12 protein-coding genes are annotated in these 13486 nt (G+C 68.6%); 5 read left to right on the forward strand and 7 right to left on the reverse strand.

Features of this window, described 5'->3' with window-relative positions:
* Positions 1-62: 62 nt before the first annotated feature.
* The gene (locus tag IAE41_RS03845) at positions 63-3296 is read right to left on the reverse strand and encodes an Rne/Rng family ribonuclease (RefSeq protein ID WP_200732157.1); all 3234 of its coding nucleotides are present in this window, start codon (positions 3294-3296) and stop codon (positions 63-65) included.
* Positions 3297-3703: 407 nt separating this feature from the next.
* On the opposite strand from IAE41_RS03845, the gene IAE41_RS03850 reads away from it, so the two are divergent.
* Positions 3704-4678, forward strand: coding sequence for an RluA family pseudouridine synthase (locus tag IAE41_RS03850; protein ID WP_079222473.1), 975 nt, complete (start codon positions 3704-3706; stop codon positions 4676-4678).
* A 98-nt stretch (positions 4679-4776) separates the two neighbouring features.
* Here the strand turns inward: IAE41_RS03850 and zupT are convergent, their stop codons facing one another.
* From zupT to IAE41_RS03865, 3 genes are all read right to left on the reverse strand, one after another.
* A complete protein-coding gene (gene zupT / locus IAE41_RS03855) occupies positions 4777-5586 on the reverse strand; it encodes a zinc transporter ZupT (protein WP_200732158.1) in 810 nt (269 codons plus the stop codon).
* 97 nt (positions 5587-5683) lie between these two features.
* Positions 5684-6100, reverse strand: coding sequence for an energy transducer TonB (locus tag IAE41_RS03860; RefSeq protein WP_079222471.1), 417 nt, complete (start codon positions 6098-6100; stop codon positions 5684-5686).
* A complete protein-coding gene (locus tag IAE41_RS03865) occupies positions 6097-6447 on the reverse strand; it encodes a 4a-hydroxytetrahydrobiopterin dehydratase (protein WP_079222470.1) in 351 nt (116 codons plus the stop codon). Before IAE41_RS03865 ends, IAE41_RS03860 begins: the two co-directional genes overlap by 4 nt.
* A 90-nt stretch (positions 6448-6537) precedes the next feature.
* Here IAE41_RS03865 and IAE41_RS03870 point away from each other — a divergent pair, with 90 nt between their 5' ends.
* Together IAE41_RS03870 and IAE41_RS03875 are read left to right on the forward strand one after the other, a co-directional pair.
* On the forward strand, positions 6538-7137 hold the full coding sequence (locus tag IAE41_RS03870) for an NfuA family Fe-S biogenesis protein (RefSeq protein ID WP_079222469.1): 600 nt from the start codon (positions 6538-6540) through the stop codon (positions 7135-7137).
* A gap of 10 nt (positions 7138-7147) precedes the next feature.
* Positions 7148-8911, forward strand: coding sequence for a hypothetical protein (locus IAE41_RS03875; protein WP_200732159.1), 1764 nt, complete (start codon positions 7148-7150; stop codon positions 8909-8911).
* A 61-nt stretch (positions 8912-8972) separates the two neighbouring features.
* On the opposite strand, the gene IAE41_RS03880 is transcribed toward IAE41_RS03875, so the two are convergent.
* Both IAE41_RS03880 and IAE41_RS03885 read right to left on the reverse strand, forming a co-directional pair.
* Entirely contained in the window at positions 8973-9386 is a 414-nt protein-coding gene (locus IAE41_RS03880; protein ID WP_079222467.1) for a barstar family protein, read from the reverse strand.
* Positions 9383-9844 (reverse strand): ribonuclease domain-containing protein, encoded by a 462-nt coding sequence (locus IAE41_RS03885; RefSeq protein ID WP_200732160.1) that lies wholly within the window; start codon positions 9842-9844, stop codon positions 9383-9385. Before IAE41_RS03885 ends, IAE41_RS03880 begins: the two co-directional genes overlap by 4 nt.
* Positions 9845-10066: 222 nt before the next feature.
* Here IAE41_RS03885 and IAE41_RS03890 point away from each other — a divergent pair, with 222 nt between their 5' ends.
* Positions 10067-10678 carry a superoxide dismutase gene (locus tag IAE41_RS03890; protein WP_079222465.1) on the forward strand — a complete coding sequence of 204 codons (612 nt, stop codon included), beginning with the start codon at positions 10067-10069 and terminating at the stop codon, positions 10676-10678.
* Between the two features lie 220 nt (positions 10679-10898).
* On the opposite strand, the gene IAE41_RS03895 is transcribed toward IAE41_RS03890, so the two are convergent.
* Positions 10899-11756 carry an endonuclease/exonuclease/phosphatase family protein gene (locus tag IAE41_RS03895; RefSeq protein WP_200732161.1) on the reverse strand — a complete coding sequence of 286 codons (858 nt, stop codon included), beginning with the start codon at positions 11754-11756 and terminating at the stop codon, positions 10899-10901.
* A 161-nt stretch (positions 11757-11917) separates the two neighbouring features.
* Here IAE41_RS03895 and IAE41_RS03900 point away from each other — a divergent pair, with 161 nt between their 5' ends.
* Positions 11918-13483, forward strand: coding sequence for an oligopeptide:H+ symporter (locus IAE41_RS03900; protein ID WP_200732162.1), 1566 nt, complete (start codon positions 11918-11920; stop codon positions 13481-13483).
* The last annotated feature ends 3 nt before the right edge of the window (positions 13484-13486 follow it).

Here is a 13486-nt window from a genome sequence, read left to right on the forward strand (position 1 = left end):
ACAAACAAAAACGGCGGGGATCATCGATCCCCGCCGTTTCGTTTCAAACGATCAAAGAACGATCAGTTCGCCGGCGGCGTGCGCTTGGCGGCTTCTTCGTCTTCGTCCGATGCCTGGGCATCGGCGGCCTGGCTGGCCGAATCGGCATGGCCGTCGGCCACCGGGTCGATGGACGGCGTCACCACGGCTTCGGCCACCGGTGCGGCAGCTTCAACCGGCGCGGCTTCGACGGCCACCGGCGCGGCCGGCTGCTCGACGACCGGTGCGGTTTCGACCACCGGGGCGGCCTCGACGACCGGCTTTGCTTCAACCACCGGAGCGGCTTCAACGACCGGAGCGACCTCGGCCACGACCGGTGCGGCTTCAACCACCGGAGCGGCTTCGACGGCCACCGATGCCGGCGCGGCCACCACAGCGGCCTCCTCGACAACCGGCTTGGCCTCGGCGACCACGGCCACCGGCGCTGCCGGCTGGGCCGGGGTTGCGGCGTCGATCTCGTCCAGCATGCTGGTCTGCACCGGCTGCGGCTTCGGCTCGGCCTTGGCGGCAGATTCCTGGGCGGCAGCATCCTGCGGGGCCACCGCGTCGACCACGGCGCTGCTCACGGCAACCACTGGGGCGGCAGCGGCGACAGCCACCGGCGCACGGGTCGGCTTGCCGGCTTCGACGGCCACCGGCTCGACTTCATCATCGAAATCGAATTCCGGCTGCGAACGGGTCGCCTGCGCGGCAGCGACCGGGGTGGCCTGCGCAGCGTGGTCGGTGACCTGTTCGGTGCTGTCGTTGTCGTTGTCATCGCCTTCGTCACCGTCGTCCTGGTCATCGCCCAGGGCATCGGTACCGGCGGCATTCTCGGCGCCACCGCGACGACGACGACGGCCACCGCGACGGCCACGACGGCGGCGGGTCGCGCCTTCGCCTGCCTGCTCGCCCGAGGCGTCGGTTGCTGCGTCTTCGCCGGACACGGCCGTCGCGTTGGCGTCAGCGCCCGCGTTGGCGGCGGCATCGGCGACCGGTGCGGCATCAGCCACCAGCACGTCGGCGGCCGGTGCGACCGGTGCGACCGGCGCAGTGCCTTCCTGTGCGGTCACCGCATTGGCGGCGACGGCGGTGGCGGCCACAGCGGCCGCTGCCGTTGCGGTATCGACCGGTGCTTCGGCGGCGGAGCGCTGCGGCTTCTCGGCCGGCTTGTCGCCGTCCTGCTGCGGACGCGGCTGCTTGGGCTGCTTCAGCTTCGGCTGCTGCTGCGGGTTCTGGCCCTGCTGCTCGTTGCGCGGCGACTTCTGCTGCTGCGGCTGCTGCTGGCCATCCTTCTGCTGGGCGTCCTTCTGCTTGCCCTGCTGCTGGGCGTTGCCGTTGTTGTTGCCGCCCTGGCGGCCCTCCTTGCGCTGCTCGCCGCGGTCCTTGCGGTTGCCGCCGTCCTTCTGCTGCTGGGCATTGGCGTTGCCGCCATTGCCACGGCTGTCGTCGCGACGGTCCTTGCGGTCCTTGTTGCGATCCTTGCTGCGGTCCTTGCGGCCGCCATCCTGCTGCGGCTGGCGGGCAGCCGGGGCCGGAACGGGGGCCGGAGCCGGCTCGCCACCAAAGATGCGCTTCAGCCAGCCGACCACGCCGCCACTGGCGGCCGGTGCCGGGGCAGCGGCGACCGGTGCCGGGGCCGGAGCGGCCACCGGTTCGGCTTCGGCACGCACCGGGGCCGGCGCGCTGTGCTTGACCTGGGTCACCGCCGGCGGCGGGATGTTCAGCTGGCCCTTGGTCAGCGCGTGCACCGGCAGCTTGCGCGGGGTGCCACGCTGGTAGCTCGGCTTGTTGCTCTCTTCACCCAGCTCGTTCTCGCGCAGGCGGGTCACGGTGTAATGCGGGGTGTGCAGCTGCTCGTCGGCGACGATCACGATCGGCGCCTCGTGGCGCTTCTCGATCTCGCGCAGGGCGCTGCGCTTCTCGTTCAGCAGGTAATTGGCGATCTCCACCGGGGCCTGGACCAGCACCTGCCCGGTGTTCTCCTTCATCGCATGCTCTTCGGCAACGCGGATGATCGACAGCGACAGCGACTCGACGCTGCGCATGCGGCCGTGGCCGTCGCAGCGCGGGCAGACGATCTGGCTGGATTCACCCAGGCTCGGGCGCAGGCGCTGGCGGCTCATTTCCAGCAGGCCGAAGCGCGAGATGCGGCCGACCTGGACGCGCGCGCGGTCGTACTTCAGCGCGTTGGCCAGGCGGTTCTCGACCTCACGCTGGTGCTTGTTGGAGGCCATGTCGATGAAATCGATGACCACCAGGCCGCCCAGGTCGCGCAGGCGCAGCTGGCGGGCCACTTCCTCGGCCGCTTCCAGGTTGGTCTGGAACGCGGTGTCCTCGATGTCGCTGCCCTTGGTGGCGCGCGAGGAGTTGACGTCGACGGCGGTCAGCGCTTCGGTCTGGTCGACCACGATCGAGCCGCCCGACGGCAGGCGCACGTTGCGCTTGTAGGCGCCTTCGATCTGCGATTCGATCTGGAAGCGGTTGAACAGCGGGATGTCGTCCTTGTAATGCTTGAGCTTGCGCAGGGTCTGCGGCATCACCTGCTGCATGAACTCGCGGGCGTGCTCGTACATCTCCTCGGTGTCCACCAGGATCTCGCCGATGTCGGCGCGCAGGTAGTCACGCAGGGCACGCACGATCAGGCGCGATTCCTGGTAGATCAGGAACGGGGCCGGCTTGCTCAGGGCCGCCTCGGCGATCGCGCGCCAGACGTTCAGCAGGTAATCCAGATCCCACTGCAGCTCTTCGGCATCGCGGCCGACGCCAGCGGTGCGGATGATCACGCCCATGTCGTCGGGGATGTTCAGCTTGTCCAGGGCGTCCTTCAGGGCAGCCCGGTCTTCGCCTTCGATGCGACGGGAGACACCGCCCGCGCTCGGCGAGTTCGGCATCAGCACCATGTAACGGCCGGCCAGCGAGATGAACGTGGTCAGGGCGGCGCCCTTGTTGCCGCGCTCTTCCTTGTCCACCTGGACGACGATTTCCTGGCCTTCCTTCAGCAGCTCGCGGATGCCGGCCTTATTGTGGTCGACACCGGCCTGGAAGTAGTCGCGGGAAATTTCCTTCAGCGGCAGGAAGCCATGGCGGCCACCACCGTATTCGACGAAGGCCGCTTCCAGCGAGGGCTCGATGCGGAAGATCCGGCCCTTGTAGATGTTGGACTTCTTCTGTTCCTTCGCCGGCTGCTCGATATCGATGTCATACAACGACTGGCCATCGACGATGGCAACACGCAGCTCTTCAGCCTGCGTGGCGTTGATCAGCATTCGCTTCATTGTTGCGTTCCTCGCAAGCGGCTACCGCGCGGAACGCCATGGGGTTTCGCCTCTGGACACGGTTCGCCGCCCATTCGCGCATGCGCGGGGAGGGCGGCTTGGGTTTCCAGCGCTACGACACCACGGCAGGCCGCGGGAGCGCTTCACTTTTCTGGTTTTGGGGTGTTGCAGGGCCGGCGGCAGCTGTCAGCCAGGCTGGAGCGCCGCGCGGGACATGTTCAGCACGGTTGCGTGTCAGGCATCCGGCGATGGCCGGGAAGGCCGGCGAGCCGCTAACATGGCCGCCCCGCGGGCGGTGGTCGCGCACTGTGCCGGATTCGTCGGAAGCTGGGCTTCTGGCCCTGAGTAACTTCCAACAAAATCAATCCCTTATCTCGCCCCCCGAGTGTAACAGAATAAACAGCCAGATGACTGCCTCAGACCCCACCAAGCCAGCCGGCGACAAGCCTTCCGTGCGCATGATCACCGTTCCCGAGGACCGTGCCGGGCAGCGCCTGGACAATTTCCTGCTGGGCCAGCTCAAGGGCGCCCCGCGCAGCCTGGTCTACAAGCTGGTGCGCAGCGGCCAGGTCCGCGTGAACGGCGGCCGCGCCAAGGCCGAGCGCAAGCTGGAGGCCGGCGACGAGGTGCGTGTGCCGCCGGTTCGTCTCACTGAAGAAGGAGACAAGGCCGGTCCACCCGAGTCCTTCATGCGCCGCCTGGAGCAGGCCATTGTCTTCGAGGATGCGCGCCTGCTGGCCCTGAACAAGCCGACCGGCGTGGCCAGCCACGGCGGCAGCGGCATCAGCTTCGGCGCCATCGAGACCCTGCGCGCCCTGCGCCCGGGGCAGACCCTGGAGCTGGTCCACCGGTTGGATCGCGACACCTCGGGCCTGCTGATCGTGGCCAAGAAGCGTTCAGCGTTGAGCGAGCTGCAGGCACTGCTGCGTGAAGACCACGGCGCCGGCATCCGCAAGCGCTACCTGACCCTGCTGGCCGGGCGCATGCCTGACGGCGTGATGACGGTCGACGCGCCGCTCCACGTGGGCCTGCGCCAGGGTGGCGAGCGCCACGTGCAGGTCAACGCGATCGGCAAGGAATCGATCAGCCACTTCCGTGTGCTTGAGCGCAAGGGCGGCCATTCGTACTGCGAAGTGCGCATTGAAACGGGCCGTACCCACCAGATCCGCGTGCATGCCCAGCATCTGGGTCATCCGGTGGCCGGTGACGACAAATACGGCGATCCGGCAGTCAACAAGCGGCTTCGTGAGCAGATCGGGCTGAAGCGCCTGTTCCTGCACGCGGCCTCGCTGGAGTTTGCGCTGGACGCGGGCAAGACCCCGTACGTGCTGAACGCGCCGCTGGCCGATGAGTTGGTCGAAGCGCTGGATCGCCTGCGCTGACGATGGCGCCGGGCGCCGGTCATTGCCGCCAGGCATGGCCTGGCGCTACCTGGGGTTGGTAGATCCACGCCACGCGTGGATGTGCCCTTCGGGACCGATCACCATTTGAACAGCACCAGGCTGATCGCCAGCGTGCCCATGCCCGCCACGAGCCCGTACACCGTCTCGTGGCCCTTGGCATAGCGCTTGGCTGCAGGCAGCAGCTCATCCAGCGCCAGGAACACCATCACGCCGGCAATCAGCCCGAACACCCAGCCGAACGTGGCGTGCGACAGCGAGCCCTTCAGCAGGAAATAGCCGAGCACCGCGCCCACCGGCTCGGCCAGGCCCGACAGCAGGCTGGCCAGGAAGGCATGCAGCTTGCTCTGTGTGGCGAAGTACACCGGCACCGCGATCGCGATGCCTTCGGGAATGTTGTGGATGGCGATGGCGAAGGCCAGCGGCATGCCCACTGACGGGCTTTCCACGGTCGCGAAGAAGGTCGCCAGGCCCTCGGGAAAGTTGTGTGCGGTGATCGCCACGGCGGTCAGCAGGCCGACGCGCTTGATGTAGGCCTTGTTGTTGTCGAGGAACGCCGGTTCCTTCGAATCCAGCGTCTCGTGCGGGTTCGGGATCAGGTGATCGATCGCCACGATGGCCAGCACGCCCAGCAGGAAGGCGATGGTGCCGTAGGTGAAACCGCTGCGCTCGCCATAGGCCAGTGCGAACGATGCGATGGACTTGTTCAGGATTTCCGACAGCGAGACATACACCATCGCGCCGCCGGCAAAGGCCAGGCCGAACGCCAGCAGGCGGGGGCTGGGCCGGCGCGAGAACAGCACCAGCAGGCTGCCGACGGCTGTCGCCAGGCCGGCAGCAAGGGTGACCGCAAGCGCGATCCAGAAGTTTTCCGGGGAGATCTGCAGCATTTACCGACGCGTTCCTGGTCATTCAGCAACCGCCCCGGGCAGGCCGGGGCGGCGGGGGCGAGGCGGGCGTCGGCTGGCCTCGTCGCTACGCCGGCTTTCAGCCGCCGCGGCGCATCCGCTCTTCGATGGCGAAGCACTGGTCCGGCTTCGGCTGCGGCGGGTTGAAGCTGACCGGCACCTGGATGGTGGCGGGCACGGCCTGGCCGTTGCGGGTGGCGGCCTTGAACTCCCAGGCCTGCACGGCGGTCCTGGCCAGGTCGTCCAGCTGCGCGTTGCCGGCGCCGGTCAGCAGCAGGACCTCGCTGGGACGGCCATCAGTGCCGATGGTGACCTTGAAGGTGCTGGTGCCGCCCACGCCGGTGCAGGCCAGTTCCATGGGGTACTGCGGCGGCGGGGTTTTCACTGCCGCCACCTCGGTGGGCGGGGCGGCCGGCGGCGCCGGCGGCTCGGACGAACCACAGCCGGCCAGGCCGGTGGCGGCGAGCAGGGACAGGCTCAGCAGTCGAACATTCATTTCACGTGCTCCGTCAGGGCCGAGGTCTTGGCTGCGCAAATGAAGTCGTTCTCGCTCAGCCCGCCCACGTCATGGGTGGAGTAGCGCACGACGGCGCGGTCGTAATGCACGCCCAGGTCCGGGTGGTGGTCCTCGTGGTGGGCGATCCAGGCCAGCGCGTTCACGAAGGCCATGGTGGCGTAGTAATCCTTGAAGCGGAACGTCCGCACCAGCGCCTGGCCGGCCTCGGCCAGTTCCCAGCCCGGCACCTGCGGCAGCAGTTCGGCCAGGCGGGCCTCGCCCAGCTTGTGATCGCTGCCCTTGCGCGGCACGCAACGCGCCTGCGCCAGCGGAATCAGGTCGGACATGGGTTCCTCCACCTCGTGTTGACTGAACAATGCGCCGGGCGGTGTATAAACCGTATGAGCGACCGGCGCTGACTTGGCTAGAATAGCCTGATGATCCAGATCTCCGACACTGCCCAGACCCACTTCCGCAAGCTGATCGAACGCGAGGGCGTGCCCGGCATGGGCGTGCGCCTGAGCGCCGTCGACCCCGGCACCCCGCGCGCAGACGCCCGCCTGGAGTTCGCCGAACCCAGCGACCTGCTCGGTGACGAGTGGGCGGTGGACTGCGATGGCTTCACTCTCTACGTCGACGCACTCAGCGTGGGCTGGCTCGACGGTGCCGAGATCGACATCGTCCCGGGCAACGCCGGCACCCAGCAGCTGACCATCAAGGCCCCGCGCATCAAGGGCGAAGCGCCCGGTGAAGCCGCCTCGCTGGTCGAGCGCGTGCACTGGGTCGTGGAAAACGAAGTCAACCCGCAGCTGGCGTCGCATGGCGGCAAGGTCGCGGTGCAGGAAGTCTCGGCCGATGGCGTGGTGCTGCTGCGCTTCGGCGGCGGCTGCCAGGGCTGTGGCATGGCCGACGTGACGCTCAAGCAGGGCATCGAGAAGACCCTGATGGGCCGCGTGCCGGGCGTCACCGCCGTGCGCGATGCGACCGACCATGACAGCGGCCACGCGCCGTACATCCCCCGCGGCAACGCCGCCTGATCGCCAACGCGTGCCTCTGCCCAGAGCCGAGCAACTCATCGATCTGCTGCTGGCACGCCAGCAGCACCCCCTCATCCTCGAAAAACGCACGCGCCTGCCCTATGGCTGGGCGATCTGGCTGCGCTCGCTGAAGCCGATCGCGCGGCCGTTCCACGCCGGCGATGTGATCGCGGTGCTGCTGCCACGACCGCTGCCCGGTCGTCCCGGGGTGCTGCCGGCGCTGGGCCCATGGGGCGCCGCGCGGCGCCTGCTGTGGCAGGACTGGGAGCCGGCCCCGCGCGACCAGCGCTGGATGCGCTGGACCTCGGCCGTGGCCAGTGCGCTGCTGCACCTGCTGTTCTTCCTGTTGCTGCTGTGGGTGGCGGTGATCCGCACCCGCGCGCCGGAGGATGCCGGTGCCGAAGGTGAGCGCGTGCAGATTGAATTTGTCGGCCGTGGTGCGCAGGAAGGCGGCGGCGACCAGCCCGGCGCCGAGGCGGCGGCCGCTGCCGAAGCCGGTGCGGTGGCCAGTGGCCAGCCGGCGGGCGAGGTCAGTGCGCCACGTCCGCAGCCGGCCGCGCCTGCCGCCGCCGCCCCGGCCGTGGCCGCCAGCGCCGCGGTGACCCCGCCACCGCCGGTGCAGAGCGAACCCGCGCCGCAGGCTTCGCCCCCGCCGACACCGGTGCAGGCCACCGAAGTGGCCGAGGCCACCACTGATTTCGTGGTGCCACCGGTCAGCGTGCCGCGTACCGAAGTGAACATCGTGCCGCGTGACACCACGCCCGCCGTGCGCGAGCGCAGCGTGCAGACCGTGCAGGCGCCAACGGTACCGATGCAGGTGCGGCAGGTGCCGCTGGCCGTGCCTGCCCCGGCGGTCCGCGAGGTGCAGGTGCAGGAGCGTGAGGTCGCCACGTTGCAAGCTCCCGTGGCGCCGCAGCCGGTGCGCAGCGCCGACGTGCAGGTACGCCTGCCGCAGCAGCGCGAGGTGCAGGTGCGCGAGCGCGAAGTGCAGGCGGTGGTCGACCCGCAGGTGCGCATGGCGGCCGTGCCTGGCCGCGAACCCAGCGTGCGTGCGCCGACCGGTCGTGAGGTGCAGGTGCGCGAACGCAGCGTGGCCAACGCGCCGGTCGCTGCGCCGTCGCCCTCCAGTGGCGCCAGCAATGCACCGGCGCCGGCCCCGGCCGGCAGTGCGGCCCGCCAATCCACTACGGCATCGGCGCGACCGGCCGCCAGTTCGGCGCCCCCCGCGCAGGCCGGTGCGCGTCCCGCGCCGGACCCGGGCAACTGGGCAACGCCGGCAAAGGGCGACGATTGGGGGGCCTCGGACCGCAATCGTGACGGCGCGCGCAGCGGTGCAGCGCAGGCCAGCGCGCAGGGTGCGGGGCAGGGACTGTTCAATGCCGATGGCAGCGTCAAGGTGCCGGGCGGGGAAGGCAAGGGTGAGGCCGAGCGTGGTGCCCCGGGTGGGGCCAACGATGGCTGGACCAAAGAGCGCATCGCCGAGTCGGGCCGATGGCTGAAGCGGCCGCCGTACGACTACACGCCCACCTCGTTCGACAAGTACTGGGTGCCGCAGGAATCGCTGCTGGCCGAATGGGTGCGCAAGGGCGTCAAGGCGATGGAGATCCCGTTGCCGGGTACCAGCACGAAGATCTCCTGCGTGATCTCGATCCTGCAGGCCGGTGGTGGCTGCGGCCTGACCGACCCGAACATGCAGGACCAGCCGGCGGTGGCAAGGCCGCCACCGGACATCCCGTTCAAGAAAGAGCTGCAGGAAGACAACGGCAGCCGGTAACGGCGGACTGTACGCCGCATGCCGCGCTGCGCGCTCGCCGGGCGTGGCCCGGCGCTACCGCTCACTCGCTCTGCGAGAGGAACACCCAGAACGGCACGTCACGCCCGACCCAGTCGCGGCTGGCTTCGTCCATCACATCCAGCAGCGTGTCGAAATCCTTCGCCGCGCCTGCGCGCAGCGCATCCACGTCGGCCAGGAACAGTGCATAGCCCGGTGCGGGCAGCCACTGCAGGTCGCGCAGGTTGTCGGCCAGCGCATCCCAGTTGCCGCCGAAGCCAGCCGGGAAATCGAGCTGTGCGGCCAGCCGCGCCAGCAGGGTGCGCTTGTCGGCCACGCCGTGCAGGTCGATGCGGATCACCTTCAGCGAAGCATCGCGCATGGCCGCCGCCAGGTCGCTGATGTCGCCGGTGTCGATGGCGTAGACGCCGGCGTTGTTGATGTCATGCAGGCCGAGGCCGAAATCGTCGTGGCTCATGGGCGTTCTCCCGGGGCCGGTACGGTGAAGCTGCGGAACGAATCGTAGTGATCGTCGGTGTAGTACCACGCCTGCGGCGGATCGCCGCCGGTGATGATGCGGCGCGTGCCGCGGTTGGAGGCGCCGGGGGTGTCGACCGTGTACTCGCGGTAGTAGCCGCGCGGCCGCTGCGGCAGGCGCTGTTCGCGGTTGCCGAAGGTGGTGCCGTCCTGGCGGTGCGGGTAGGGCCCGCCGCGCTGGATGAGAGCGATGGTCTGGCGCGCCTCGGCCGGCAGGAAGCCGGGCAGGCCGTCGTTGCGGTCGCCGCCGCTGCCATGCGCAGCCGGTGCGCTGCGGTTGGCCGCGCCCTGCAGGTCCGGTGCGAACTGCGGTGCAGGTGGCCGCTGCAGGAAATGGTTGGCGACCAGGCCGAGCAGCAGCAGGGCGATGGCGGTGATCAACAGCCGGGGGTTGCGCATGGGCGGGCGGGCGAAGGGAATGCGTGCACTGTAGCGCCTGCGCACTGCACCGTGCATGAGGATCGGCCGATGCGTCACCGCTGCGTAACAATTGCCAGTGCAATCACCTGCAGGACGCAATTTCCTTTACATCCCCCTTGGTAATCTGGCGGTCTGTCCCCATCATTCAACGCGCACCGCCCGACGACGCCGTCGGGTGCCCTCGCTATCAGGAGATGCATCATGGCCTACACCCTGCCCAAGCTGTCCTACGCCTACGACGCGCTGGAACCGAACATCGATGCGGCAACGATGGAAATCCATCACACCAAGCATCACCAGACCTACATCAACAACGTCAACGCGGCGCTGGAAGGCACCGAGTACGCTGACCTGCCGGTCGAAGAGCTGGTGAAGAAGCTGAAGTCGCTGCCGGAGAACCTGCAGGGTCCGGTGCGCAACAACGGTGGTGGCCACGCCAACCACTCGCTGTTCTGGACCGTGATGGCTCCCAACGCCGGCGGCAACCCGGTCGGTGACGTGGCCAAGGCCATCGACAAGGACCTGGGCGGTTTCGACAAGTTCAAGGACGCGTTCACCAAGGCCGCACTGACCCGCTTCGGCAGCGGCTGGGCCTGGCTGAGCGTGACCCCGGACAAGAAGGTCGTGGTGGAAAGCACCGGCAACCAGGACAGCCCGCTGATGGAAGGCAACACGCCGATCCTGGGCCTGGACGTGTGGGAACACGCGTACTACCTGAAGTACCAGAACCGTCGCCCGGAATACATCGGCGCGTTCTTCAACGTCATCGACTGGAACGAAGTCGAGCGCCGTTACCAGGAAGCGATCGCCTGATTGCCGTAATGGCATGAAACGAAGAGGCCGGGGGAAACCCCGGCCTTTTTGTTTTCGTGCGACCGCATCCGCCGGGCATGGCCCGGCGCTACCTGAAACGAGGGGCGCGGGGCCGGAAACGGGGTGACGCGGCGCTTGAAACGGGGGTAGCGCCGGGCCCAGCCCCGCGCGCGCCGCGGGGGGGGGGGGGGGCCCCCCCCCGGCGAGCGCAGCGGTGCGTTCATTCGGTTGTAGCCGGCACGCCCTGCAGCCGCAGCGTGGCCATCACCCCCAGCCGCAGGCCGGGCAGGTCGCCGTCGGCGGGCAGCAGGATCGGTTGCTGGCGGATGCCGCCGAAATGCTTGACCTGGAACAGCACGTCCAGGCCGTGGCCGCTGGCGCCGCCGCCGCCGCCGCTGGCGGCCGGGGCTTCCGGCTTGCCGCCGGGGTTGCGCCGGGCCGGCTGGAAGCCGGGCGTGCTGCGTACCAGTTCGCTGGTGCCGGCAGCAAAATCACCGGCGATCAGGCTCGGCATGCCCTCGGCGGTGGCGCCGATCCAGGTCATCAGGTCACTGGTCTGGTGCTGGCGCGCCCTGGCCTCGTCCGGGTCCGGGCGCAGGCGGGCCACGTAGACGTTGAGCTGGGCATCGCCCAGCCGCACGCGCATCATGCCGGCGGCACTGAAGGTGCCCGGCGGGTGCAGCAGGGTTACCCCGTCCTCGCTCACCGGCAGGCGGGTCAGCATGGCGTTGCCATGGCGCAGGGGCTGGCTGGGCGGGTCGGCGGTGACGAAATCGCAGCTGTAGCGCAGCCGGCTGGCCAGCCAGCAGGCGGGGTTGCGGCCCTGCTGCTGCAGTACCTGCTGCACCGAGATCACATCCGGCTGCAGTTCGGCCAGCAGCTGCAGCACCTGCTCGCGGCGCTGCTTCCACAGCGCGTCATCGCGGCTGGGCAGTTCCAGTGCGGCCACGGTCAGCTGGCGGCCCTCGTCGCCCGCGCCGCGGGCCAGCGGCGTCGCCTGCGGTCGCGCCCACGCGGGCACGGCCAGCAGAAGCACGAAGCAACCGAGCAGGAGGCGGGCAGGGGGAAGGCGGCGCATAACGATAAGTTTACGCTTTTGCCGTGCATGTGCCGTGACTTCCGGCAGGGTCGCGGTGGCCTGCCATGGATCGGCGGCGCTGTCATGCAGCCCTGCAGCGTGCTTAGCAGGCACGCCTTCCGTAAACTTGCGGCTTTCGCTTTGCAGGAATGCCTTACAGGATGAGCCACGACGCAGTCGCCCCCATCGCCGGCCAGGGAAAGATGCCGCGCCAGATCCCCTACATCATCGGCAACGAGGCCTGCGAACGGTTCAGCTTCTACGGGATGCGCAACATCCTGGTGCAGTTCCTGATCACCTCGCTGCTGCTGCAGGAAATCACTGCAGAAGGCCGCGCCGGTGAAGCCAAGGACATCATGCACAGCTTCATGATCGGCGTGTACTTCTTCCCGCTGCTCGGTGGCTGGCTGGCCGACAGGTTCTTCGGCAAGTACCACACCATCCTCTGGTTCAGCCTGGTCTACTGCGCCGGCCACCTCTGCCTTGCGCTGTTCGAGAACAGCCGCGAGGGCTTCTTCCTCGGCCTGGGCCTGATCGCGTTGGGCGCCGGTGGCATCAAGCCGCTGGTGGCCTCGTTCATGGGTGACCAGTTCGACCAGAGCAACAAGCACCTGGCCAAGTTCGTCTTCGATGCCTTCTACTGGATCATCAACTTCGGCTCGCTGTTCGCCTCGCTGCTGATCCCGCTGGTGCTGAAGAACTGGGGCCCGCAGTGGGCGTTCGGCATCCCGGGCATCCTGATGTTCATCGCCACCTTCGTGTTCTGGCTGGGCCGCAAGCGCTACGTGCTGGTGCCGCTGCCGCCGAAGGATCCGCATTCGTTCGCCAACGTGGTGCGCACTGCGCTGACCACGCACGTGGCCGGGCAGGGCCGTCCGGGCTTGGCCATCGCCGTGGCCGGCGTGGTCCTGGCCGTGGCCTCGCTGGGTCTGGTCGGCAGCCTGGGCATCGTCATTTGCCTGTGCATCGCGCTGGTGCTGATCCTGGCCGGCATCGGCGGCGGCACCTGGATGCAGCTGGACCGCGCCCGTGCCCAGCACCCGGCCGAGGCCGTGGAAGGCGTGCGCTCGGTGCTGCGCGTGCTGGTCATCTTCGCCCTGACCACGCCGTTCTTCTCGCTGTTCGACCAGAAGGCCTCGACCTGGGTGCTGCAGGGCCAGCAGATGCAGATGCCGAGCTGGTTCACCGCCTCGCAGATGCAGGCACTGAATCCGCTGCTGGTGATGATCCTGATCCCGTTCAACAACCTGGTGCTGTACCCGGCCCTGCGCCGCTTCGGCTTCGAGCCGACCGCGCTGCGCCGGATGACCGCCGGCATCGCCTTCAGCGGCCTGGCCTGGATCGTGGTGGGCGGCATCCAGGTGGTGATGGACGGCGGCAACGCCATGTCCATCTTCTGGCAGATACTGCCGTATGCGCTGCTGACCTTCGGCGAGGTGCTGGTCTCGGCCACCGGCCTGGAGTTCGCCTACAGCCAGGCGCCGCAGGCCATGAAGGGCGTGGTGATGAGCTTCTGGAACCTGACCACCACCATCGGCAACCTGTGGGTGCTGCTGTCCAATGCAGCGGTGCGCAACCACGCGGTGACCGAGAAGATCGCCGGTACCGGCCTCAGCGAGGCGGCGTTCCTGATGTTCTTCTTCGCCGGGTTCGCGTTCGTTGCGGCGTTGGCCTTCGGTTGGTATGCAAAACGCTATCGTATGGTCGACAACTACCGCACTGCCTGAGCC

Origin of the sequence: Stenotrophomonas sp. S39 (genome assembly GCF_016624665.1) — a bacterium.
GTDB lineage: Bacteria > Pseudomonadota > Gammaproteobacteria > Xanthomonadales > Xanthomonadaceae > Stenotrophomonas.